The sequence below is a fragment of the Anatilimnocola aquadivae genome, from assembly GCF_049819085.1.
Classification (GTDB): Bacteria; Planctomycetota; Planctomycetia; order Pirellulales; family Pirellulaceae; genus Anatilimnocola.
Map to the genome: position 1 here is coordinate 5145183 of NZ_CP187419.1, position 21176 is coordinate 5166358.

A 21176-nucleotide genomic window follows, 5' to 3' on the forward strand; every position below is an offset into this window, starting at 1 on the left:
CTCTTCAAGTCGCCGAGGCGTCGTGTGATTCGGGGTTTTGTTCGCGAGATTCGGCCGGACGAAGATCGGACAGGCGTTCGGCCAACAGCAAACGAGCCCGGTTCAATCGGCGCTGGACGGTTTTTTCCGAAGCTTCGATGACCTGCGCGGCCTCGGCATGCGTCAGCCCCTGAATTCCAACCAGATCGAACACCTCACGCTCGTCGTCGGGCAGTCCCTCGATCACCTCCAGCATGCGAAGACCGTCGGGCGAAAGACCGGAAGCCGTGCTGTGCGGAGATGGCACGATCCCCGCATCGGTCAGCCCCGCAATCAGTGGCCGTTCATCTAGTCGGCGGGCGAGGTCATTCAGTTGCCAGCGCATGTGCTGATTGGCGAGCGCAAAAAATCCGCGGACGGTTGTGGGGTGCGTACTCTGCAGCGCAGTCAGCAAACCCGCCACGACGCCCCCCAGAAGCTCATCTGCATCCAGGTTCAGGGGAGGTCGCGTCAGTCGTGGATAGCTCTGGTACAGAAATTTCGCGCACAAGAGGTGCAGGCGCTCGGCGGCCCGTTCCAGCACCACTCGCACGACCGGTTCGGTCGACGCATCTCCAGGCAGGGCATCGAGATATCCCTGAATGACGACCGTAGTGGGAGTTTCGTCCATGGCAGTGGAAGTTTGTCGCTGCGAATCCGCAGTAAAACGTAACAGAAGTGGATTGTCATCTTATCGAAAATGTTGTCCACCCGCTCCTCCTAGTAAGAGTGCAGGCGAGAGTGCCGATCTGAATCGGCGGTCCTTATCGCGCACAAACTTTTTAGGGGGCACGAACATGTTTCGGTCACTGGCATTGGCTTTGGCGGTGGTTATCGGCAGCGCGGCGCTGATGTATGCGTCTCACCACGACGCCGACGGCGAAAAGGTGAAGGTCCTGTCGGCCAACGACATTGTAGAGAAGCTGAACGGCAAAGAGGGGATGGCCACGGTGGTGGAAGTCTCCATCGCGCCCGGCCAAGGGGGTGTTCCGCATCGCCATCCCGGCTCGGCGATTGGCTATGTACTCGAAGGCGAATACGAACTGGGCATCGACGACAAACCTACCAAGGTGATCAAGGCGGGTGAGACGTTCTACGAACCGGCCGGTTGCCTGCACCGAGTGTCGCGGAACCCGGGCAAGGTCAACACGCGACTCATCGCAGTCGTATTGCATCCGCGGAGCAACAAGGAAATCGCTGTTCCGGAACCCGCGAAGCCCTAAGGCGACGCGGCGAATTCAAAACGTTCCCTCACTCTTTCCATCACATCTCACATCACATTCGTTGGGCACCCAACAAGGAAATCCAAAAATGAAGATCGTCGTCATCGGTGGTAGCGGTTTGATTGGCAAAAAAATGATCCCCCTTCTGCGACGAAGTAGACACGAAGCCGTGTCGGCTTCTCCGTCGTCGGGAGTCAACACGATCACGGGTGAAGGACTGGTCGAAGCGTTGACGAATGCAGATGTCGTCGTCGACGTGACGAACTCGCCGTCATGGGAAGACCAGGCGGTGCTTGCATTCTTCGAAACATCGACCCGCAACCTACTCACCGCGGAAGCCACCACGGGTGTGAAGCACCATGTTGCCCTTTCAGTCGTCGGGGCCGACCGCATTGGCGATAGCGGCTACATGCGGGCCAAGGTCGCTCAGGAGAATCTGATCAAGGCAGGAAAAGTGCCGTACACCATTCTACGAGCGACGCAGTTTTTTGAATTTCTCGAAGCGATTGCTGGGCAGGGCGAGGGCGCAGTCCATGTTCCCGACGCGCCGATGCAACCGCTGGCAGCCGACGATGTGGCCGCGGCGCTGGCGGACGTCGCCGTGAGTTCGCCGGCCAATGGCATTCTCGAAGTCGCAGGGCCCGAGTCCCTGTCGATGGCTGCGTTCATTGGCAAGGTTCTCGCCGCGAAGGGTGATACGCGAGGTGTCGTTGTTGATCCACAAGCTCGCTACTACGGTGCGTCGCTCGATCAACTCGGACTCAATCCACGGTTTGCCAATCCGCGTCTCGCCTCGACGCGCTACGAAGCTTGGTTCGATCGCGCGAAGTCCAAGGCGTAGTTCTCGTATCGAAAGTTTTATCTCACGTCCAAAAACAGGAATCTAGACAATGTCGAATTTAGAGCAGTTACAGCAGGATTTTTCGACCGCGGACTTTGACACCGCCACAAGGGCTGACGAACTGGTGCCGTCGCGTTATGCTTTGCGGGTGGGCGAGATTGACGTGCTGATCGTCAGCGATGGTGTCCTCACGCTGCCGACCGCGATGCTCGCCGGCAACGCCGCCCCGGCGAACCTGGCTGATTGGCTCGATCGCCAGTTTCTGCCGCCGGAAGTGCTCGATTGGCCGCTCAATGTCGTCGTGGTGCGCAGTGGCGGCCGGACGATCCTCATCGACGCTGGCTTGGGCGCGGACCCCAGTTTGGGTTTGCCGCGAGCCGGGCGGCTGATTCAACGGCTTGAGTCCGCCGGCATCGATCTGGGCGAAGTGACCGACGTCGTACTGACCCACATGCACATGGACCACATCGGCGGACTTGTTGCTGGAGGTGTGAAGGAGCAACTGCGTCGCGACCTGCAGATCCACGTCGCCGCCGCCGAGGTCGATTTCTGGAAATCGCCAGATTTTTCCCGCACCAACATGCCGCAAGGATTCCCCGACGCGCTGCGAGCGACGGCCAATCGGTTCATGGATGAGTACCGCAGTCTGTTGCGAATGTTCGATAAGGAACATGAAGTCGCGCCAGGCGTGATCGTTCGTCGCACCGGCGGTCACACTCCCGGTCACAGCGTGGTTCGTCTGACATCCGGCGGCGAGGGACTCACATTCGCTGGCGACGCCATCTTCACGGTTGGCGTCGACCACCCCTATTGGCACAACGGCTTCGAACACGATCCCGAAGAAGCGGCCCGCGTGCGTATCGGTCTCCTCCGCGAACTAGCCGCAAACCGCGAGGCATTAGTGGCCACTCATCTGCCGTTTCCGTCTATCTACCATGTGGCCGTCGACGGAGACGCGTTTCGTTGGGTACCGGCGACCTGGAAGTATTAACTGCTAGTTACTAGAACCGGTTTCAAAACCGCCTGAGGACGATCATCATACAAGCCAACTTGGCGAAGCAAAAGAGGAACGAGTAGTACTCGTATCGAGTAACAAGCCTGCGAAAAGAGTGCAGCCAACTGATGGTGCGTTCGATGATCCAGCGGCGGCGATAGCGACGTAGTGGTCGGCCAACTTGAGTAGGCGGCCGCACTCGGCCCCGGCGATGGGGGCAGATCAGTTCGACGCCGCGATCCGCCAGGCGTTCGCGCAAAGGATCGCTGTCGGCGGCGCGATCGTAGATCAGACAATCAGGAACGTAGTCGGTGACGGCTTCTTCGAGCAGCGGCTCGATCATGCGGACTTCGGCGGGGCTGGCACTGTCGACAACGCCCCCCAGTGGCAAGCCGTTGCCCTTGACGAGCAGCATGAGCTTTGTGACCTTGCCGCGTTTGGTGGGGCCGACGAGATCGCCCCGTTTTTTGCCGAGGCAAACGTGCCATCGGCAAAACCTTCTTAGCACTCAATGTCGCCACGTTGTTCGAGCGTGAGCACGAGTCTTCGCCACGCCGCTTCCCAAATTCCGGCGACCGACCAGGCGGCAAAGCGTCGCAAACACGTGGCGTACGACGGGAAACAAGACGGCAAATCTTTCCAGCGTGAACCGCTCTTCAAGACCCACAAAATACCTTCGAGACAATGCCGAACAGGGGCCCGCGGCTGCCCCCCGCGCGGGTCTGGGTTTGGCTCGACAAATAAATACGCAATCAATGCCCACTGCTCATCATTTAGCTGCGGACGATACTCCAACTCCGTCGGTTCCAACCTGGATCCCGCCAACTCGCGAGACCTTGAGCACATTGACGAACTCCTTTCGTCAATCTTACGATCACTAACACTCAACAGTTCAGCTAGCGAGACGCGGTTTTGCAACCGGCTCTAGTGCGACTGCACCAGTCTGCGTCACCAAGCCGACTCAGGCAGTAGTATCCGCAGAAGGGAAACGGAGCCGAACGGTGGGTGCAAATTGCTGGCTGCTTCGGACCGGGTGACCCTGGGTCGTTGCCGACCCAGGGCTCCCACACACCCGTACTTGCTCGCATTAGAGCATACGGTTCCTCGAATCATGGCTTTGCTTCGTGTCTGCAAACGGAATGAATGGTGCGGACGCGTGCCAGCGGATAACGCTGAAGCGTCCGGCGAAATCGAGTCCAGTTGAACGAGGGATTTCGATTGCGGCGATAAAGCCACTTCCGCCAATGTCGCTCAACTTCCCAGAGAAACCGGGATAAGGCCCCCGAGTTTCCAGTGACACCGTAATACGCGTAATGACCGCGTAGTTTTTCATTCAGTTTCTGTTGCTGCTCTTTGATCGAGATGTGCCGATTGTCGCGGCACCAAGAGTCAATGCTCCGCACTGCTCGGCTGAAGCGGTCGGCGGCCGTCTTCTGTTTGACAATCCAGTAGCCCTTGAGGGATCGGCCCCAATAGTGGGTAAACCCCAGAAGGGCGAACGTCCCAGGCCAAACATTGCTTGGCTCATTGCGATCCACTGCCCATGAGGACGGTGGGCGGAAAGGCACAAGCCTCGTTTTGGTCGGATGGATTGTCAGACCGTACTTAACAAATCGCTTGGGCAGAACTTCCATGACGCGTTGAGCATCGCAACGATCGCGGAACCCAATCACGAAATCATCTGCGTAGCGAATGAGGAAGGCACGGTGACGCATTCGCGGTTTCACGTCTTGTTCAAACCAATGGTCCAGCACGTAGTGCAGGAATACGTTCGACAAGATGGGTGAAACCACTCCGCCCTGAGGCGTGCCGGCGTCAGGGTAACTCACGTTTCCCAGGTTACACGACAAAAGCCGGAGAGTTTCGACGTTACGTGTCATATCTCTGCCCGGGCTACCTCGGCGGTCACTTCCCCAACTAAACACGCGTTCCTGAAGATTGGTTGCGCGAGACGGTGGTACGCACCGTCACTGAGCGGCTCTTCACTGTTACCTAACACGTATCATTGACATAGGAATCAAATATGCAACATTTAAACAACACACGTTCTGACTTTGTGAAGGAACTGCAAGTGCTGGTGCAGCAGCGTCTGGACGCAAATGCAAAATGACGTAGCCCCGCGTCTTGGCGAGGAATTGAAGTCTCTTGACGAGCAGAGCCGGGGCTTATTCCCAAACTCTCGCAAACTCCAATCTGGCTGGATGCCTTCGTCAACAGCTTGAAGGAGACTTGACGACCATCTTGGAGCGAAAGCAGGACATTGAATCGTCCCTGCTAGAGATATGCAAACTTGGCGCGTCGCCGGATATAGTCGACATATTGGCTATTGAAGAATCTACGGTGGAAGGTGCGCCGCAAGCGGAAGCGCCCGTTGGCTCCGCGAAACCCCGGCGCCGAGCACGGCGGAAATTCTTCAATGCTGACCGCGGGAGCTTGGAAGACCGAGCTCTGGCTGACTTTGCCGCGGACCCAAACCGTTTCGCGGGATTGCCAAACGAGTTCTTCTGGACCGATGTGTTTACATTTCCGGTGAACACATCATGGTCAGAGAGTCACGCGCTTGAAGTTTGGAACTTCTGGAAGGCTGAGCCAGGTCGGTCAAAGAACGAAGTTGCCATGCGATTTAAGAAGAGTTTGCCCAAAATTCGTAGGGCGCTCAAATTCGCCGAAGAACAACTCGATCGAAATCGGACTGGCGATTAGATCGAAAGCGCGTAACCGAGTTCATGCCGCAGTTCCCGCTCCGCAAGGGGCGGGCTGCGGCTTTTTTAGCTATCCGAACCTCCGGCCACGGCGTGCAAGGCCCTCGTATCGCGGCGCTTACGCTGAAGAAAGAGTTCTCGGATCGCAACCAGTCCGTTGTACTGGACTGGTTGCGATCCGAGAACTCTTACGAAGGCCAGAAACTGTCAGCTGCAACTCGGCGTTTCCCTGGCAGGCCATTGGTTTTCTGGCGAACGTAGTAAGCGTTCCTGGAATACCAATCGTGATTCACTCGCGACTGACGACGATGTGGCGATTACCCGTGGGCGAACCAATCAAAATCAATAGGCGATCGGCCTTTTGAAGTTTGTGAACCACTGACTTGTAATCATCGAGTGTGGCGATGGGCTTGCGATCAACGGCAAGAATCAGCATACCCGCGCAGACACCCGACCGGGATGCTGGCTTGGCAGGCAACACTCGGCCGACGAATATCCCTTTTTCCTTCACGTGATAGCCCAGGCGCTCAGCCTGCTGCGGCAACAACGGTTCAAGCTCTAATCCCAGATCTGCGTCAACAAAAGACTTGGCTGCCGTTCCATAATTCACAATCTCAAGTAAACGAGGGCCAGGCGATGAAACTTGTTCTAGCACCACCTTTACAAGCAGCGTTCTACCTTGGCGATTGATCATAACGTCATGCGGTTTGGTCGCATCCGCCTTTTCAATCAAGTGAGCTAGATCGGTCGCTGGCTCAACCTTCTTACCGTCCAACGCTAAAACCACGTCGCCGAGTTCCATGGTGCCGCTTGCTGCCGACCGTTGTGCCACCGAATTTACAATCATGCCGGTTGCTTCGTGCATTCCAATCGACGCCGCGATCTCCTGGGTTACGGGCTCAAAGTGGCAACCGAAATACCCCCGGCTTACCACTCCAAATTGTATCAACTGGCCTGTGACATCTAGTGCTACATTAGCTGGAACGGCAAAGCTGATGCCGGCAAAGCCAGACGTTTCACCGTAACTGCCCTCGCAAATACCGACAACCTCTCCATTGACGTTTAGCAGAGCTCCGCCCGAGCTGCCGGGGTTTGAAACAGCATCAGACTGGATGAGGCGCGCTCCCGGAACCTCAGGAATTGCTCGGTCTACGGCGCTTACAAGCCCAGCACTAACAGAATTTAATAATCCGTAAGGATGACCTACAGAAACAACCCAATCCCCTTTCTGCAGATGATCTGAGTCGCCAAACTTTGCAGGCGACATGCCAGCTGCCTCCGGTACGTAAAGAATCGCCAGATCGGATAGTGGGTCGCTTCGGACTTCTCGGGCTTCGAGGCGGCGTCCATTCGCCAGTGTGACAAACACGGCCTCCGCATGCCCTACGACGTGATTGCATGTTAGGATATACCCCCTCTTGTCAATGATTATGCCTGTTCCATACCCGCCACCTTTGCATTCTGGCTCAATGCGCCCAGCGACATCCGAAGAATGTGCGGTTGAAGGCCTTTCGGATGCGCATTCAGCCCGATCACACTTGGCATCGACGAGCACCAGCGAAGGCTGGACCGATTTTGCGGTTTGACGGAACTGGGCAGAAAGCTGGAGAACCTTGCTCTTGGGTTCCGCAGGTGGCTGCGCATATGTTGGTACAGGGTCTATCGCAGCGACTACAAGGGCAATTTGCGGAAGCATTAATTGCCATCGGAAGTGTCTTGCCATGCATACCTTTCTGCTGCCCATGCCGCGATCGCAAGTCCAGCTGATTTTGTTTTCACGAAGGCAATGGACAGCAAATCTGTAACCCTGCCGAGGCTGGAATGTAATGCGGAGCCGGGTTTCGCAGATTCTTTCGGCGAGGTCAAGTCATTAGCAATTGCTTCAGCATTGCTGCTGCAACGTACACGCTGGAAGCCTCGGCTTCACGAGTTTATTTTGCCGGGAGCTAGACATTGGAAGCGGCAATGAAGCCGAGCGACGCGGCAAAGTGCGCAAAGGCTGAACTGTCATCACTATGAACATCAGTGACGTCAGTATGACCACATCTTCGCGGGCTGAATCTAGCCGAGGTCATGCGAGGTAATTCGCAAGGCGTTCACAATACTAGACTTAGAAGTTCGAAGATTTCCTGGCACGCAGCATGCGTAAGTGATCAATCACAGACGGTTTGGTGACCGTCAGTTAGTAAAACCAGCATAAGGATCTATTAAATGAGACGGCTCTCGATCGGGCTTTTGACAGTTATGGCGTTTTTCATAGCCGGTGGCACTGCGGCAAACGCCGCAGGATGGGGCCATCACGGCGGCCATGGCGGGTCTGGCTACGGACATGGCGGCTACGGTCATAGCGGATACCAGCATGGTGGCTACGGCGGATACCAGCATGGTGGCTACGGCGGGTATAGCGGTGGCTACGGCGGGTATAGCGGTGGCTACGGCAGTGGAGGTTATGGTCGAAGCAACCATCACCATCACCCCGGGATCTCGATCCGTTTTTAAGCCCATCGTCAAATTCGCAGAAACTGGTCCCCCGCAGTACAGCGGGCTAGATAATTGGGCGCGGGCAAGAGTGAACTAAATCGACATGGCCTCTTGCCTTTTCCCGTTGGGCATGCATAACGTCGCATCCGGCACCTTTTCGAATTCAAGGCGGCATATGTTACGCCGTATCCGCAGAACGGCGGGTCCGGCCGCAGAAGCAATTTGGAACGCGGACTGGTTTCCAACTCAACAAAATCGATGGACTGCTCGAGAATTGAAGTATGGATGCCTCTTCGTTTTATTTGGCAGGGCGACTGATGATGCATACGGCACTCATATTCGGATTCAGCTACCGATAATCGGCGACGATCGTACGGGAAAATGATCTCGTGGGAAAATGGCGCTATCGAACGATCGCGTCAGCACGCTTTTCTTCGAACTTACGGCGTTTAGCGAGCAACTGGAGCAGCCGCTCGGACGTTTCAGCCACCTGCAGGCGGTGCGCCAAAACATTCGATTCCTCAATTTGAAGTTGTTGAAGAGCAAGTAGGCATTTTCGATACTCCGCTTCCGCGTCGTTCACCCTTCCCATATCTTCGAGTGTGCTGGCTAGTCGTGTCCGTACTTTCGTTAGGACGAGTTTGTGCAGGCTAGTGGGGTGCTCTGCGACTAAGTGTTCAAGCACAGCGACAACTTGAACGAGTTTCTCTTCCTTCGGGCTATTCTTCCGGTCAGCAGTGGGCAGTTGCCGCAACCGAGTATGGATTTGCGATGACGCGCGAGTCGATGCCGCGTCATGGAGACTTATCGCTTGGCGAAGTAAATCGGGTTCTTTTTGAGGACCATGCGACCCCTCGATTCGTGAAGACTCAATGATTGCCTCTGCTAAGGCGGCTAAAGCACGCCGAGCCTGATCCTTAGCTTCTGACTCTGCGGCCAAGATCTCGCGGGTTTCAATTTCAGCCATACGAGCACGCAGAAAGCCCCACGTTGTTCCAATTAGGCCGAAGCAAATTGCTAGCAAAATCACGCAGACGCTGCCAACCATTAGCGAATGGCGTTTCAAGAATTTGCTAATCGTATAAATATGCGACGGTGGATGTGCGTCCGTCGGACGGTTGCTTAGAAATCGTTCGATGTCGAGTCGTAAACTAGCAACGCTTTCGTAACGCTGTTCGGGCTGTTTGCTCAGCGACTGCAAGATGATCGAATCAAGATCACCGCGGGTCATTCGCTGAAGACCGGCCAAAGGTATTTGACGGTTACTTGCGATTGCTATGCCGTCTTTAAGCATTTGCAATCGGCGGCTTGGCCAATCCGGATCTTGATGCAGAATCCTCCGATACGTTTCGAGCCAACCGTCGCCACGAAGTTCGATCTCGAATGGCAGCGTACCTGTTACTAGTTCGTAGAGGATGACTCCTAAAGCGTAAACGTCAGATCTAGTGTCTATCGACAGGCTCCCGGTGATGATTTGTTCTGGAGCCATGTATGCTGGGGTGCCGACCGCAATGCCCGGAACTGTCTGTCCCGATGCCCCCGTAGGGCATTCGGACCCTGGCAAGGTCTTGGCCAAGCCAAAGTCGATCACTTTAGGAACGGCAATAAAATTGTCTACAGCCACGAGGATGTTGGACGGCTTTAGGTCGCGGTGTATAACACCTCTCTGGTGAGCATGCTCGATTGCTGAGCAGATTTTGGCGAAAAGTCTCAATCGTTGTTTGATGGTGCAACGATGTTCATCGCAATAGGCCGTTAAGGGAATTCCTGGAACAAATTCCATGACCAAGTATGGCAAACCATTTCCCGTCCTTCCGCCATCGAACACTCTCGCAATGTGCGGATGGTTCATATGAGCGAGCGTTTGATGCTCGGTTGCGAAACGAGAGATTACGCGGGCCGACAGCTTATCAGGGCGCAGAAACTTGACCGCCACCTTCCTTTGAATTGGTGTCTGCTGCTCGGCAAGCCAGACGGTTCCCACGCCACCCTCTCCAATCCTCTCACGTAAGAGATACTTGCCTCCTATCAACCTTTCGGTATGCACGCCCTCGATGTCGAATGCAAAATCGCCCACAACGGATGGGTGACTCGAATCAAAGTCCACAGTTTGGTTCGCCTGCGGAGCGGCAGCAGCCGAGCCATGAATTCCTCCGTGGACTATCGCCTTCTTGCAAAGAATGGCGTATCCGAAAGCGTTGGATTCATCAATATCTGGATTACAACTCAGGTCGTCGTTCACTGACTTTTCACCCATTTTGTCCTCAACCGCATTTTTGTCTTTCGGAACCGTCTTCCCCAAGGCGGAGATTCACAATCGCAGCGTTTTACCCGCCTCACATAAGTGTGATCCGTTAGCCCTTACTGCAACTTCGCTTGCGCCGATTTTTTGGATGCTGTTCAACGAGAGACAGTGCGCGCGACAGATCTCCAAAGACCAGGCGGCCAACCAGATATTGCTTGGTAATCGCATAGGCAAATGAACTAGCGTGCTCCGTCAACGAGTTCGGTGGCTCCTTCTTACTAGGCCAAACTTTCGTCGAGCTGCATAAACCGCTTTCATTGTGCGATGAGTGCGTTTCGCCACCTCAGACGGGCACAACGTGCGCAGCAATTCAATTTCAGCTGCAGTCCACGGCACTCCCGCGGCCGGCGGATGTGTACCTCGGAGTTTGTGCACTAATGACATCTTAGTTCTCACAGCGATCGGCAAGGTTCTGCCAGTATTGGCCTTGCGAAGTTTCGCAATGACTTCAGGCGGGCATTGCCTTCCGCGTCTCGCCGTCGCAATTTTCTGCCGACGTTCCGATGCACCTGCGACTGCGGTGGCTGCCGCCGTCATCCGACGATTGCGCTTCGGTGTCATGTAGTCTTGTCGTAGTTGCCGGTCGCCATTTGTCAGCGTGACACCGAGTGCATTTCGCCACTTCCAAATTATCTGAGTGCTTATACCCCACCAATAGCGAACGGCAACGGCTGCTTCACTTCTAACTGCCTTTGCGAGATCGCCGAAGAGAATTAAGGAAAGTGCTGAACCCTTCTTTCCAATTGGCCAAGGAATACGTCCATCAGACTGCCCCCAGATCGTGACTTCCCCTCGGGCCAGGCATTCCACCTTTTCACCATACCTGAAAGGTGGAGCACGGTAGTGGCCATAGCGAAGCTTTGTGTTGTCAATCTTCATTTGTCACTCACGAGGCAGTAGATCTTCTCTCACTGCCACTACTGTGAAAGTGAAGTCTAACGGTGTTTCGTTAGAACTGCGCGACGCACTGCAGTCTGGCGAATCGTGAATAGCGCGAGGTCGTTGCCCGAACGATTTAGCGGCCAATCGAGCCCGGCGTAAAAAAGCGAGAACTCCATTTCTCGCCTAAGTAAACAAGGGCCGGATTGCTGAAAATTACCTTAACGTGAGGTCACCATTGGCATTACTTCTTATCGTGTCCGTGATCGCCCTCATGTTCGACGTTCCCGCTGTAGCTCTTGCCACCAATCGTCACGTTGAGGCGACCAGTGGTCTTCGGAGCTTCCAGAGCTTCGAGGATCTTCTCATCGACAATTGTAAATTTCGAGGCTTGTCCTTCGGGGTCGCCCGGTTGCTTTTCAGCAGTCAGCTTCGCTTGCATGGGTTCCCCGGCGACGACCAAATTAAGCATGATCTCCGCGTCTGGGATTGAGACGGCAGTTTTGGCATCTGCCCCTAGCAAATAGATAACCACTGACTTAGCAGCGTCATCATGGATCAACTCCGCGTGAAACTCCTCTTCGCCCAATTCGATCAAATGCCCCTTGTGAGGCCCTTCTTCGGCATGCGCCTCGACCTTTGGTCCGGCGGATGGCGGCATAGCAGGCTTCGCTGGGCAACCCGTCAACGCAAGTGTTAGGCCAAATACCAACATCCAAACTGGGTGAAAACAACGCTGAATCATTGGAAATTCCTGAAAATGGGTAACAAAACTGAAAATCAAGTGTGGACCGATTCGCCAGTTGTGCGCAACTGAGCGGCAGAAGAAACTTGTGCGGCGTGCTCATCGAAATCGAGTTCATCTTCTTCGGAATCGTGTAAATGTTGCTCCGCTTCCTTGCGACCAAAGCACCAGAAGAGGGCCGGATGGACAAAAAAGTCGAGCAGGGTCGAACTGATCAGCCCCCCCATAATGACCGTCGCCACCGGATACAAAATTTCTTTGCCGGGTTCGCCTGCTGCGAGGACTAGAGGCACTAGAGCAATGCCTGCGGTCAGTGCCGTCATGAGCATCGGCGCAAGGCGTTCTTTGCCTGCTCGCTCGATCATTTCCGGGGTAAACTGTTCCCCTTCGTGCTCTACAAGATGTAAATAATGCGCGATCAACAAGATTCCGTTGCGAGAAGCAATTCCGGAAAGCGAAATGAAACCCACCATACTAGCTACAGTCAGAGACTGTCCGGTGATGACGAGCGCCGCGACAGCTCCGATGGCTGCCATCGGCAAGGCGGAAAGCACTTGTAGGGCAAGATTCGTGGACCCGAACAGCGTATAAAGTGCCAAGAACATCGCTGCGAGCGAGATCAAGCTCAGGAGTCCAATCATTCGAGTTGCATTTCGCTGGCTCTCGAATTGACCGCCGTACTCTATGAGATAGCCGGGGTGCTCCTTCGCCAAACGTGCCTGAATTGGAGCCAGTTTCTTTTGAATATCCATTACCACACTGTTAAGGTCGCGATCGGCGGTGTTGCACTGAATAATGATTCGTCGTCGCACGTTCTCGCGATTGATCGTGTTGGGACCGCTGCCGCGGCGAATGGTGGCCACCTGGCTAAGTTGAATGCGCCCACCTGCCGGCAAGTTGAGCGATAGACGTCCGATCTCATTCAAGTTCTGCCGATGCTCGTCGTCGAGGCGCACGACCAAGTCGAACTTGCGTTCGCCGAGCACGATCTCGGAGACGGTTCTACCGTTCATCGCTGTTTCGATAAACTCATTGACATAGTCGGGCGTCAGACCGTAGCGCGCGAGTTGATCGCGATTCAGGTCGATTTGCAACTGGGGAATCTCGATCTGCTGCTCAACCATCAAATCCTTCACGCCCGCAACATCGGTCATTGCCGCCTTCATCTCCTCCGCGGTGCGGCGCAGTACTTCTAGATCCTCGCCGTACAGTTTGATACCCACCTGAGCCTTAACTCCCGAGAGCATATGTGAGATTAAGTGCGCCAACGGCTGTTCGACGGCGACAACCACCCCGGGCACTTGCGTTAGCTCTTCGCGCAACTCTGCCAAGACTTCCTCGCGACCCCGGTTTGCCTTGGGATCGAAGCTGATGATGATCTCCGATACGTTCACCCCTTCTGCGTGTTCATCCAACTCTGCGCGGCCAGTGCGGCGGCCATAGGCCAGCACTCCGTCTATTTTACCTATTCGATCATCAACCATCTTTGCAATTCGATCCGAAGTGGCCAAAGAGGTGCCCGGCGGGAGGAGCACGTTGACTTGCACGCTCCCTTCGTTGAATGGAGGGAGAAAATCCCGGCCGAGTTGCGTCACGGTAATCATGCTGACGATAACGGCTAAGGCAACTGTCCCCAGAATCGGCCAAGGATATTTAACGCTTATACGAATAGCAAAACCGGCGACCCATTTGAGCACTCGCAAAAGTAGGCCATCTTGCTCGTGGTCCATGAATTTGGCGTTCGGAAGCAACCAATAAGAAAGAACCGGGGTGACAGTAAGTGACACGAAGAGGGAAGCAATGATAGAGACGATATAGGCAACGCCAAGAGGTGTAAACAATCGACCTTCCATGCCGCCGAGCGCGAACAGCGGAATGAAGACCAGCACGACCAGAATAGTGCTGAAGACAATCGAATTGCGGACTTCGCTGCTAGCTTCGTAAACAACGCGCAGGGCCGACTTTGGGTTTGGACTATGCTTGTTTTCGCGTAAGCGGCGATAGATGTTTTCCACATCGACAATTGCATCATCTACGAGTTCGCCGATGGCCACTGCCAAGCCGCCGAGGGTCATTGTGTTGATCGAGAGACCAAACCACTTGAAGATTAGGCCGGTCACGACCATCGAAAGTGGGATGGCAGTCAGTGTAATAAATGTTGTGCGAAAATTGAGCAAAAAAACGAATAAGATGATTACTACCAGCACCCCTCCGACAACGAGTGCCTCGATGACATTGTGGATGCTCAAGTCGATGAACTCTTTTTGCTGGTAGACTTCAGCATTGATCTTCAAATCAGGAGGCAGCGAAAGCCGCAAGTCCGCCAAGGCGTTGATGACGTTCGTAGTCAGCAGGCGAGTGTCAGCGCCAGGTTGCTTGGAGACGATGATCATCACGGCCGGCGAACTATCGACCGCGGCGTCGCCGCGCTTTACTTGAGCAGCCTCGCGAACAGTGGCGACCTGATTCAGTAAGATGGAACGGTCATTGCCGGCTTTTACAACCACTTTATCGATGTCTTTGATGTTGCGCAGTCGGCCCATCGAGCGCACGAGCAATTCTTGGCCGCCTTCTTCCAGATAGCCGCCAGTTGCGTTACTGTTGCTGCCGGCCACCGCCTTCTCGATGTCTTCAAGCGTCACGTCGTACTTTAACATTTCACTGGGATTGGCCAACACCTGATATTGTTTGCGGCCGCCCCCCATCGTGATCACTTGAGCGACGCCAGGAATGGTCAACAGGCGTTGCCGAATGACCCAATCGGCGAGCGTGCGGACCTCGATCGGATCTGTCTTGTTTCCCTCGCTGGTAACGCCAATTTGGATTACTTGCCCCATGATTGACGAAATAGGAGCCATTTGCGGCTTCACCCCTTTCGGCAAACGGTCGGCGGCCAGAGCCAATTTTTCGGCAACAATTTGGCGATCGACGTAGATGTCAGTGCCCCAGGCAAACTCGACGTAGATCACCGAAAGACCCACACCAGAGGAACTGCGTACGGCTTGTACACCGGTTGCGCCATTCAATGACGATTCCAACGGAAACGTGATAAGGGTTTCTACCTCTTCCGGAGCAAGCCCCAGGGCTTCCGTCATGACCGTTACCCGGGGGCGATTCAAATCGGGAAACACGTCGATCGGAAGTTGGTACATTTCATAACTGCCGTAAACCGTAATCACGATCGCCAGGGCAATCGTAATCAAGCGATAACGCAGCGACAGTTTGATAATTGAGTTGAGCATGGGGCTAGGTTTTCGCTTCCTGCGTTAGTGGCTATGTCCGGCGTGCGGATCGGGAGCGCCGCCTGATTTGTTCTTGATTGCGACCTGCAATTGCTGGGCACCTGTCAGTGCGACCATGTCACCTGGAAAGACAGATCCATCACTGGCGATTACAACCTGCCTGGGGTCGCGATACTCTACATGCACACTGCGACGTTCAAAGCCTTTGCCGTTCGGTGTGAAAACGTATGTTTCCGTGCCATCTTGGGCCAGAGCGTCGATGGGCAGCACTATTCGATTCGGAAGAACTTGAAGTGGGATCTCCAGCTGCACGCGTTGGCCGGGCCGGTACTTCCAGGCAATGAATCGGCGGCCATCTTCATACTTGGAGTCCCGCTGAGGTTGATTCGGAAGAGTAACGTAAAAATCGAGCGTTCTTTTGGCGGGATCAATCTTTGTTGACAAGTACAGCAATCGCAGGTTTTCAATTACCTCGCCCTTGTCACCGTCCGTCTCCAACACGGCTGCGATGGGGGCCTGGCTCTCCGCCACGCGGTTGAGATCTGCTACGTCTCGCTCAAATGCTTCCCCTTCGATGTAAAGCTCCGCGTGATCCGCGAGTATGGCGAGCGTATCACCGGCATCCACCTGTTGACCCTGGGCGACTTTGATGCCCTGCACTTGAAAGAGATTCCCGGCCTGACTTTGCTTTCCGTTGGCGGAAACATTCGCGACCGTAACGGTCATTTCCTTAAACAATTCACGCTTTTGCACAATGCCATCTACTTGCGCTTCTGTCAGGCCGTGCAACAACAGCGCTTGGCGTCGAGCGCGGAGGACGGCATCACTCTTGTCCTTTTCATATTTCAATTCGAGCAGACGTTTGCCGGGAATAGTGCCGTCGATAGCAAGTTTGTCCAGTCGTGCAATTTCCTTGTCGGTAACTTCTTGCTCAGCCGCAGTCTGAAGCAGATCGGCTTGTGACTGCACCAAGTCCTCATGAGTCAGTCGAAGGTCGAACAATTTGCGCCCAGGTTCTAGGGCCTCGCCCTCGGTTGGATAAATTCGTGTCACGACTCCCGTGAAGGGAGCCGTGACTTCAATCACGGATCTCCCTGGGCGCTCCACGACGATTCCTGGCACGCGAATTGACTTGGTGAACGCCTGCAACTTTACAGGCTTAATAAACTCATCCGTCAGTCCGATGTTCTTGCGGCCTTGCAGACTGAGTTCGATGGAATCGTTGCTGCCGTGAGAAGCGTGACCAGCTTCCTCCGTCTTGCCCTCGACCGGCCCCGCCTCACCAGCAGCGCTCGGCAGAATTTTTGCGAGCCAAGGCCTAGCCGCTGGTTCCCACTGTGGATAAAGCACAATTGCCGCCACCGCAATCAACCCAAAGATCGCGAACGGTATCCAGCGAATCCAGGCAGCGGGCGTTGATTGCGACGGGGAAGTTGTTTGCGCCATAGAACGCGCCCTTGCGAAAAAGCATTGACTGAAAAATCGCGCCGACGAATGGCATGCGCGCGACAGGGGTTACAAATCCAAAGGAGATGCAGCCGAAAGAGTTGAAATCGAACGGCCGATTGGACTGCAAGGCTCAGTTCAAGAAATGGCGCAGCGCTAGATGCCTGCGCACATGCGGTTGAAAAACATTGACTTCAAATTGCCCACGAACGACGGCATTCGCTTGCCCGCAAACGATCTGGTCGGCGGTCGTCGCTGGCACGACTGCTACATCGTTAGCGGAAGGTATCTCGGCATGTCCTGCATGCAAAAAGACGCACTTTGGGCCACTACAGTTGTCAGGTGACGCCGGCTGAGAATGGTTAGGCTGCTGTTTCGAGTGACCGGAGCAGGGCGCGTGGTGCGCATGAGAGTGGACACGCGAACCATGCACTTCGCTGGCACTTTGCGCAAAATGCCAGCCACAGCCCAGCAGAATATGCAGACTGAATGCGGCAATCGAAAGCAAAGTGGTGATAGAGGGCATAGGGGCAGCTACAGGAGGACGATTTACTTTCAATTGTTGGCCAGGAGTGGGGTTTAGTCAATACCGAGAATCAGCTCGCGTTTTTCACAGATGATCCGTTCAAGAGTCGTAAGCCGTTTAGCACGACAAGAATGGAAACGCCTGCATCAGCAGCAATGGCGGCCCAGAGAGATGCAAATCCCGCAAAGGTGAGTACGACGAAAAGAACTTTGATCGCCAGTGACGCGAAAATATTTTGGCGGATTATCGCCATTGCTCGTCGCGAGTGACCGATCAGCCAAGCGACCTTCGACAGATCGTCGCTCATCAGAGCCACATCGGCAGTTTCGATAGCAGCATCACTGCCGACCGCACCCATCGCGATTCCGAGTGTTGCGCGCCCAAGCGCCGGTGCGTCATTGACCCCATCGCCAACCATGGCGACCTGGCCGTATTTCTTCAACAGTTCCTCAATTGCGTTTACCTTGTCAGCGGGGAGTAGTTCGGCTCGGAACTCGTCGATGCCTGTCGCAATCGCGATTTTCGAAGCTGTCGCATGATTGTCGCCGGTCAGCATGATTACATGCTCTATACCTTGGCTGCGCAACTCGGTAATTACCTGCGCAGTAGCAGGACGTAGCTGATCAGCTAATGCGATCAAGCCGCAGACGTGTTTCTCGTTGCCAACAACAACAACAGAGCGACCGGCGCTAGACATTGCTTCAAGCTTCTCATGAATCTCGGGCGTCTCTTGCTTGCGTTCTTCCAAGTAGCGATGGCTTCCCAACCAAAATAGCCGACCCTCGAACTTGGCCGTGGCACCTTTGCCTTGCAGAATCTGAAAATCTTCTGCTGCTGCGGCGACAACTTTCTTTTCGGCGGCGTAGCGTATTATCGCGACTGCCAGTGGGTGATCGCTGTGTGATTCCATCGCTGCAGCGCGTTGCAACAACTCTTCCTCCGAATGCCCATTCAACGGCACCACTTCAACCACAGCAGGTTTACCTTCTGTCAGCGTGCCTGTTTTATCCAGAGCAATGGCTTTCAACTGAGCGGGGATCTCCACGTACAGTCCACTCTTGATGAGGACACCCGCACGCGCGGCGGCAGCAATCGCAGCAACGATGCTCACAGGAGTCGAGATTACGAGCGCACAGGGACATGCGATCACTAGTAGCACAAGCGAGTTGTATATCCATGCCGACCATTGGCCGCCGAGCAAGAGCGGCGGAACGACCAGCAAAATCAAAGCAGCGATCATTACTGTTGGCGTGTAGTAACGGGCAAACGTCTCCACCCACTGTTCCGACGCTGCTCGTTTTGACTGCGCATCGCCGACCATGCGGATAATGCGGGCCAGCGTAGTGTCGCTGGCGATCTTGGTGGACTTGATGTGCAGGGCCCCGTCGCCATTAATGGTACCAGCGTATACTTCGTTGCCGCGGGTCTTGTTGACGGGCACGCTTTCGCCGGTGATCGAGGCCTGATTCACATCGCTGTTGCCTCGCTCGACTTGGCCATCCAAAGCGATCCGCTCGCCGGGTTTTACGAGAAAGACCGCACCGATGGAGACTTGGTCTGGGGGCACTTCCCGCTCGGCGTTATCTGAATCGACGATCCGTACCGTTAGCGGTGCTAGGTCCATAAGCGCTGCGATCGCCCGTCGAGCTCGCCCCACGCTCCATGATTCCAGCGCCAGCGAAACTGCGAACAGAAATGCCACGGTCGCTGCTTCGGACCACTCGCCGATAGCGACCGCTCCAGACACTGCCACGGTCATTAGCAGGTTCATATCTGGCCTCAGCCGAACGAGTGAAAACCAGGCTTTGGGCAAAAAATGCCAAACGCCCGCGATGATGCTCAGGCCGAAGAATACCTTAGCGCCCACGGGTGTCACTGGTGGAGACTGAGCGAAGCCGAGGGCGGCTGTAATACTGCCTGAGGCGAATACCTGAATCAGAAGCCCACACAATCCGAGAACGCCCGAAGCAACCGTGAATATCGTGCGCCCGTTGCGAGCCCAAAAACTCGCTTCCGGTTCGTCGCCCTTCGCTTCCCGCCAAACGTCGGCGGTCATGCCGGTTCCAGCAACTGCCTTAATGATGATTGCTGTGGCTACTTGTTCCTCAGGAGCTGTTACGCCCATCCTAGCGTTAAGAACATCGAATGTCAGGAATTGTTCGCCGCCAACGATCGGACCAATATCGCTTTTGAGGACAGCTACTTCCTCGGCGCAGTCCATCCCGTGAATCTTGAAGTAGCGAGTCATGTTAGAATTATTTCGAACGAAGTTGGTCGGGTTTGACATTGCGGTTAGGAGCAACGCACTATGCAATTCGTTTCAACTACGGCACTCTTCATGTTTACAGCGATCGCTGAAATCGTCGGTTGCTATTTGCCTTATCTGTGGCTTCGGCAGGGCAAATCGCCCTGGCTTCTCATGCCTGCTTCGATCAGCCTAGCGATTTTCGCTTACCTTCTCACTCTGCATCCCACGGCCACCGGTCGTGTCTATGCCGCGTATGGAGGTGTTTATATTTCGGTCGCGCTGGTGTGGCTATGGCTTGTCGACGGCATTCGACCGTCGTTTGCCGACTACGTCGGGGTGTCATTTTGTCTGGCTGGCATGGCGGTAATCATCTTCGCGCCACGCCAATGAACGCTCCTGCCGAGCGTAGTGCCAAATGGCCGAGTTCAATGGTTGCACCCAGGTCCGCAACTACCGCTACTGCTGCCGCTGCTCCCGCCGCGGCTGAAGGGATTCCAGCCAAGTGTACCGGAATCGGAAGCACAGCCACTCAGCATGAGTGATCCCAAGATCAGACCACAGACAAACAAAAACTTTAGTAAGTTACGCATCGAGACTCCCTTCCGTGATTTGTTTTTTTCGTAGCCACCGCTAGCGGCTGTATTCGCCATCGGCGTTGAACTGGCGCCTTCCCTAGTCATTTTGCTGCGCTATGACGCGGCCATCCACAATCAGTTTGACCGGTCGAACGCGCGCCCGTTCGGCAGCATTCCAGAGTGACAAATGCAGCACAGGCGCATCCCCATGAACAGTAATCTGTATCTCACCTTCCGACACGGATTGTTTAGTAGCGGTGACTCCCGCTACTCCGCGTAGTTCCTTCGCCGCATCGCTGGCGCGTTGGTCGCAGCACATGCCTCTCACCATTAAAACGGCTTGTCGAGGTCTATGAAACGGATCGACATAGCAAACCAGCATGGCAGCGATTGCCGACACAGAGAGCAAGAGCATCGTTTCGTGGAGATGATTGATTCGCATGGGGGAACCCGGTGAGTGGAATTGCTAAAAACTCGCGTGGCGACAACCGGGTCGCCACGCGGAACAATTTGGCGAGGTCTATCGCTGCGGCTTCGATTTGTAGACCCCAACCAAGGTTGCTAATTCAGTTGGTGGAACTTTGGCCCGTTCGGCAGCTTCCCAAATAGCTCGGTGCGAAATAGCGTTGGACGTCGGCATGATCGTCAAGGTTCGGGTTTTGTAATCGGGTACAACCTTAACCACGCCTGGAATCTTAGAAATCTCGGCGATTGCTGGGCCCGATTCTTTACCGCAGCACATGCTCGGCACCTTGAGAATCGCCGTATAGATTTGCTCCTGCTGCGGAGCTGGTTGCTGCGCAGAAACTAATCCGCCGGTGAATAGCAGCATGGCAGCAGCACTGACTAGGCAAAGACGACGGTTGGCGAAATTCGACATGTTCAACTTCTCCTGAAAGGGATTAATAAGTCCCGCGAGCCTTCCTTAACTAACGGGACAACATCATGGAC

General features: G+C 54.9%; 18 protein-coding genes. 6 read left to right on the top strand and 12 right to left on the bottom strand.

Annotated elements, in window-relative coordinates; all coding sequences use genetic code 11:
* Positions 1-4: 4 nt before the first annotated feature.
* Positions 5-649 carry a sigma-70 family RNA polymerase sigma factor gene (locus tag NA78x_RS20400; RefSeq protein WP_425614220.1) on the bottom strand — a complete coding sequence of 215 codons (645 nt, stop codon included), beginning with the start codon at positions 647-649 and terminating at the stop codon, positions 5-7.
* 166 nt (positions 650-815) lie between these two features.
* On the opposite strand from NA78x_RS20400, the gene NA78x_RS20405 reads away from it, so the two are divergent.
* From NA78x_RS20405 to NA78x_RS20415, 3 genes are all read left to right on the top strand, one after another.
* Positions 816-1241 (top strand): cupin domain-containing protein, encoded by a 426-nt coding sequence (locus NA78x_RS20405; RefSeq protein WP_425614221.1) that lies wholly within the window; start codon positions 816-818, stop codon positions 1239-1241.
* An 88-nt stretch (positions 1242-1329) separates the two neighbouring features.
* Entirely contained in the window at positions 1330-2082 is a 753-nt protein-coding gene (locus NA78x_RS20410) for an SDR family oxidoreductase (protein WP_425614222.1), read from the top strand.
* Positions 2083-2131: 49 nt separating this feature from the next.
* Positions 2132-3073 (top strand): MBL fold metallo-hydrolase, encoded by a 942-nt coding sequence (locus NA78x_RS20415; protein ID WP_425614223.1) that lies wholly within the window; start codon positions 2132-2134, stop codon positions 3071-3073.
* A 22-nt stretch (positions 3074-3095) separates the two neighbouring features.
* Here the strand turns inward: NA78x_RS20415 and NA78x_RS20420 are convergent, their stop codons facing one another.
* The 3 genes from NA78x_RS20420 to NA78x_RS20430 all read right to left on the bottom strand — a co-directional run bounded on the left by NA78x_RS20420 (position 3096) and on the right by NA78x_RS20430 (position 4956).
* Positions 3096-3584, bottom strand: coding sequence for a transposase (locus NA78x_RS20420; protein WP_425614224.1), 489 nt, complete (start codon positions 3582-3584; stop codon positions 3096-3098).
* Positions 3578-3922 (bottom strand): transposase, encoded by a 345-nt coding sequence (locus NA78x_RS20425; RefSeq protein WP_425614225.1) that lies wholly within the window; start codon positions 3920-3922, stop codon positions 3578-3580. The genes NA78x_RS20420 and NA78x_RS20425 overlap by 7 nt, the downstream gene beginning before the upstream one ends.
* 263 nt (positions 3923-4185) lie before the next feature.
* On the bottom strand, positions 4186-4956 hold the full coding sequence (locus NA78x_RS20430; protein ID WP_425619468.1) for a reverse transcriptase domain-containing protein: 771 nt from the start codon (positions 4954-4956) through the stop codon (positions 4186-4188).
* Positions 4957-5305: 349 nt separating this feature from the next.
* Between NA78x_RS20430 and NA78x_RS20435 the strand changes: the two genes are divergently transcribed.
* Positions 5306-5779 carry a hypothetical protein gene (locus NA78x_RS20435; RefSeq protein ID WP_425614226.1) on the top strand — a complete coding sequence of 158 codons (474 nt, stop codon included), beginning with the start codon at positions 5306-5308 and terminating at the stop codon, positions 5777-5779.
* Between the two features lie 288 nt (positions 5780-6067).
* Here NA78x_RS20435 and NA78x_RS20440 read toward each other — a convergent pair whose 3' ends face one another.
* Positions 6068-7522, bottom strand: coding sequence for a trypsin-like peptidase domain-containing protein (locus NA78x_RS20440; protein WP_425614227.1), 1455 nt, complete (start codon positions 7520-7522; stop codon positions 6068-6070).
* A gap of 500 nt (positions 7523-8022) precedes the next feature.
* On the opposite strand from NA78x_RS20440, the gene NA78x_RS20445 reads away from it, so the two are divergent.
* Positions 8023-8277, top strand: a complete 255-nt coding sequence (locus tag NA78x_RS20445) for a hypothetical protein (protein ID WP_425614228.1) — start codon at positions 8023-8025, stop codon at positions 8275-8277.
* A 385-nt stretch (positions 8278-8662) separates the two neighbouring features.
* On the opposite strand, the gene NA78x_RS20450 is transcribed toward NA78x_RS20445, so the two are convergent.
* From NA78x_RS20450 to NA78x_RS20470, 5 genes are all read right to left on the bottom strand, one after another.
* Complete coding sequence (locus NA78x_RS20450; protein ID WP_425614229.1) at positions 8663-10561, bottom strand: serine/threonine protein kinase; 1899 nt, start codon at positions 10559-10561, stop codon at positions 8663-8665.
* Positions 10562-11687: 1126 nt separating this feature from the next.
* A complete protein-coding gene (locus NA78x_RS20455; protein ID WP_425614230.1) occupies positions 11688-12104 on the bottom strand; it encodes a hypothetical protein in 417 nt (138 codons plus the stop codon).
* 119 nt (positions 12105-12223) lie between these two features.
* The gene (locus NA78x_RS20460) at positions 12224-15430 is read right to left on the bottom strand and encodes an efflux RND transporter permease subunit (protein ID WP_425614231.1); all 3207 of its coding nucleotides are present in this window, start codon (positions 15428-15430) and stop codon (positions 12224-12226) included.
* Between the two features lie 24 nt (positions 15431-15454).
* A complete protein-coding gene (locus NA78x_RS20465; RefSeq protein ID WP_425614232.1) occupies positions 15455-16876 on the bottom strand; it encodes an efflux RND transporter periplasmic adaptor subunit in 1422 nt (473 codons plus the stop codon).
* A 596-nt stretch (positions 16877-17472) separates the two neighbouring features.
* Positions 17473-19650 carry a heavy metal translocating P-type ATPase gene (locus tag NA78x_RS20470; protein ID WP_425614233.1) on the bottom strand — a complete coding sequence of 726 codons (2178 nt, stop codon included), beginning with the start codon at positions 19648-19650 and terminating at the stop codon, positions 17473-17475.
* A 60-nt stretch (positions 19651-19710) separates the two neighbouring features.
* Here NA78x_RS20470 and NA78x_RS20475 point away from each other — a divergent pair, with 60 nt between their 5' ends.
* Positions 19711-20040 (top strand): YnfA family protein, encoded by a 330-nt coding sequence (locus NA78x_RS20475; RefSeq protein WP_425614234.1) that lies wholly within the window; start codon positions 19711-19713, stop codon positions 20038-20040.
* A 282-nt stretch (positions 20041-20322) separates the two neighbouring features.
* Here NA78x_RS20475 and NA78x_RS20480 read toward each other — a convergent pair whose 3' ends face one another.
* Complete coding sequence (locus tag NA78x_RS20480; protein ID WP_425614235.1) at positions 20323-20667, bottom strand: hypothetical protein; 345 nt, start codon at positions 20665-20667, stop codon at positions 20323-20325.
* 78 nt (positions 20668-20745) lie between these two features.
* Positions 20746-21105: a heavy-metal-associated domain-containing protein gene (locus NA78x_RS20485; RefSeq protein ID WP_425614236.1), complete on the bottom strand. Its 360-nt coding sequence runs from the start codon at positions 21103-21105 to the stop codon at positions 20746-20748.
* Between the last annotated feature and the right edge of the window lie 71 nt (positions 21106-21176).

Coding starts and splice junctions, on each gene's coding strand:
- NA78x_RS20405 (WP_425614221.1), top strand. CDS start 816: ATGTTTCGGTCACTGGCATTGGCTTTGGCGGTGGTTATCGGCAGCGCG.
- NA78x_RS20460 (WP_425614231.1), bottom strand. CDS start 15,430: ATGCTCAACTCAATTATCAAACTGTCGCTGCGTTATCGCTTGATTACG.
- NA78x_RS20455 (WP_425614230.1), bottom strand. CDS start 12,104: ATGCCGCCATCCGCCGGACCAAAGGTCGAGGCGCATGCCGAAGAAGGG.
- NA78x_RS20470 (WP_425614233.1), bottom strand. CDS start 19,650: ATGACTCGCTACTTCAAGATTCACGGGATGGACTGCGCCGAGGAAGTA.
- NA78x_RS20440 (WP_425614227.1), bottom strand. CDS start 7,522: ATGGGCAGCAGAAAGGTATGCATGGCAAGACACTTCCGATGGCAATTA.
- NA78x_RS20410 (WP_425614222.1), top strand. CDS start 1,330: ATGAAGATCGTCGTCATCGGTGGTAGCGGTTTGATTGGCAAAAAAATG.
- NA78x_RS20480 (WP_425614235.1), bottom strand. CDS start 20,667: ATGCGAATCAATCATCTCCACGAAACGATGCTCTTGCTCTCTGTGTCG.
- NA78x_RS20400 (WP_425614220.1), bottom strand. CDS start 649: ATGGACGAAACTCCCACTACGGTCGTCATTCAGGGATATCTCGATGCC.
- NA78x_RS20485 (WP_425614236.1), bottom strand. CDS start 21,105: ATGTCGAATTTCGCCAACCGTCGTCTTTGCCTAGTCAGTGCTGCTGCC.
- NA78x_RS20445 (WP_425614228.1), top strand. CDS start 8,023: ATGGCGTTTTTCATAGCCGGTGGCACTGCGGCAAACGCCGCAGGATGG.
- NA78x_RS20415 (WP_425614223.1), top strand. CDS start 2,132: ATGTCGAATTTAGAGCAGTTACAGCAGGATTTTTCGACCGCGGACTTT.
- NA78x_RS20475 (WP_425614234.1), top strand. CDS start 19,711: ATGCAATTCGTTTCAACTACGGCACTCTTCATGTTTACAGCGATCGCT.
- NA78x_RS20430 (WP_425619468.1), bottom strand. CDS start 4,956: ATGACACGTAACGTCGAAACTCTCCGGCTTTTGTCGTGTAACCTGGGA.
- NA78x_RS20425 (WP_425614225.1), bottom strand. CDS start 3,922: ATGTGCTCAAGGTCTCGCGAGTTGGCGGGATCCAGGTTGGAACCGACG.
- NA78x_RS20465 (WP_425614232.1), bottom strand. CDS start 16,876: ATGGCGCAAACAACTTCCCCGTCGCAATCAACGCCCGCTGCCTGGATT.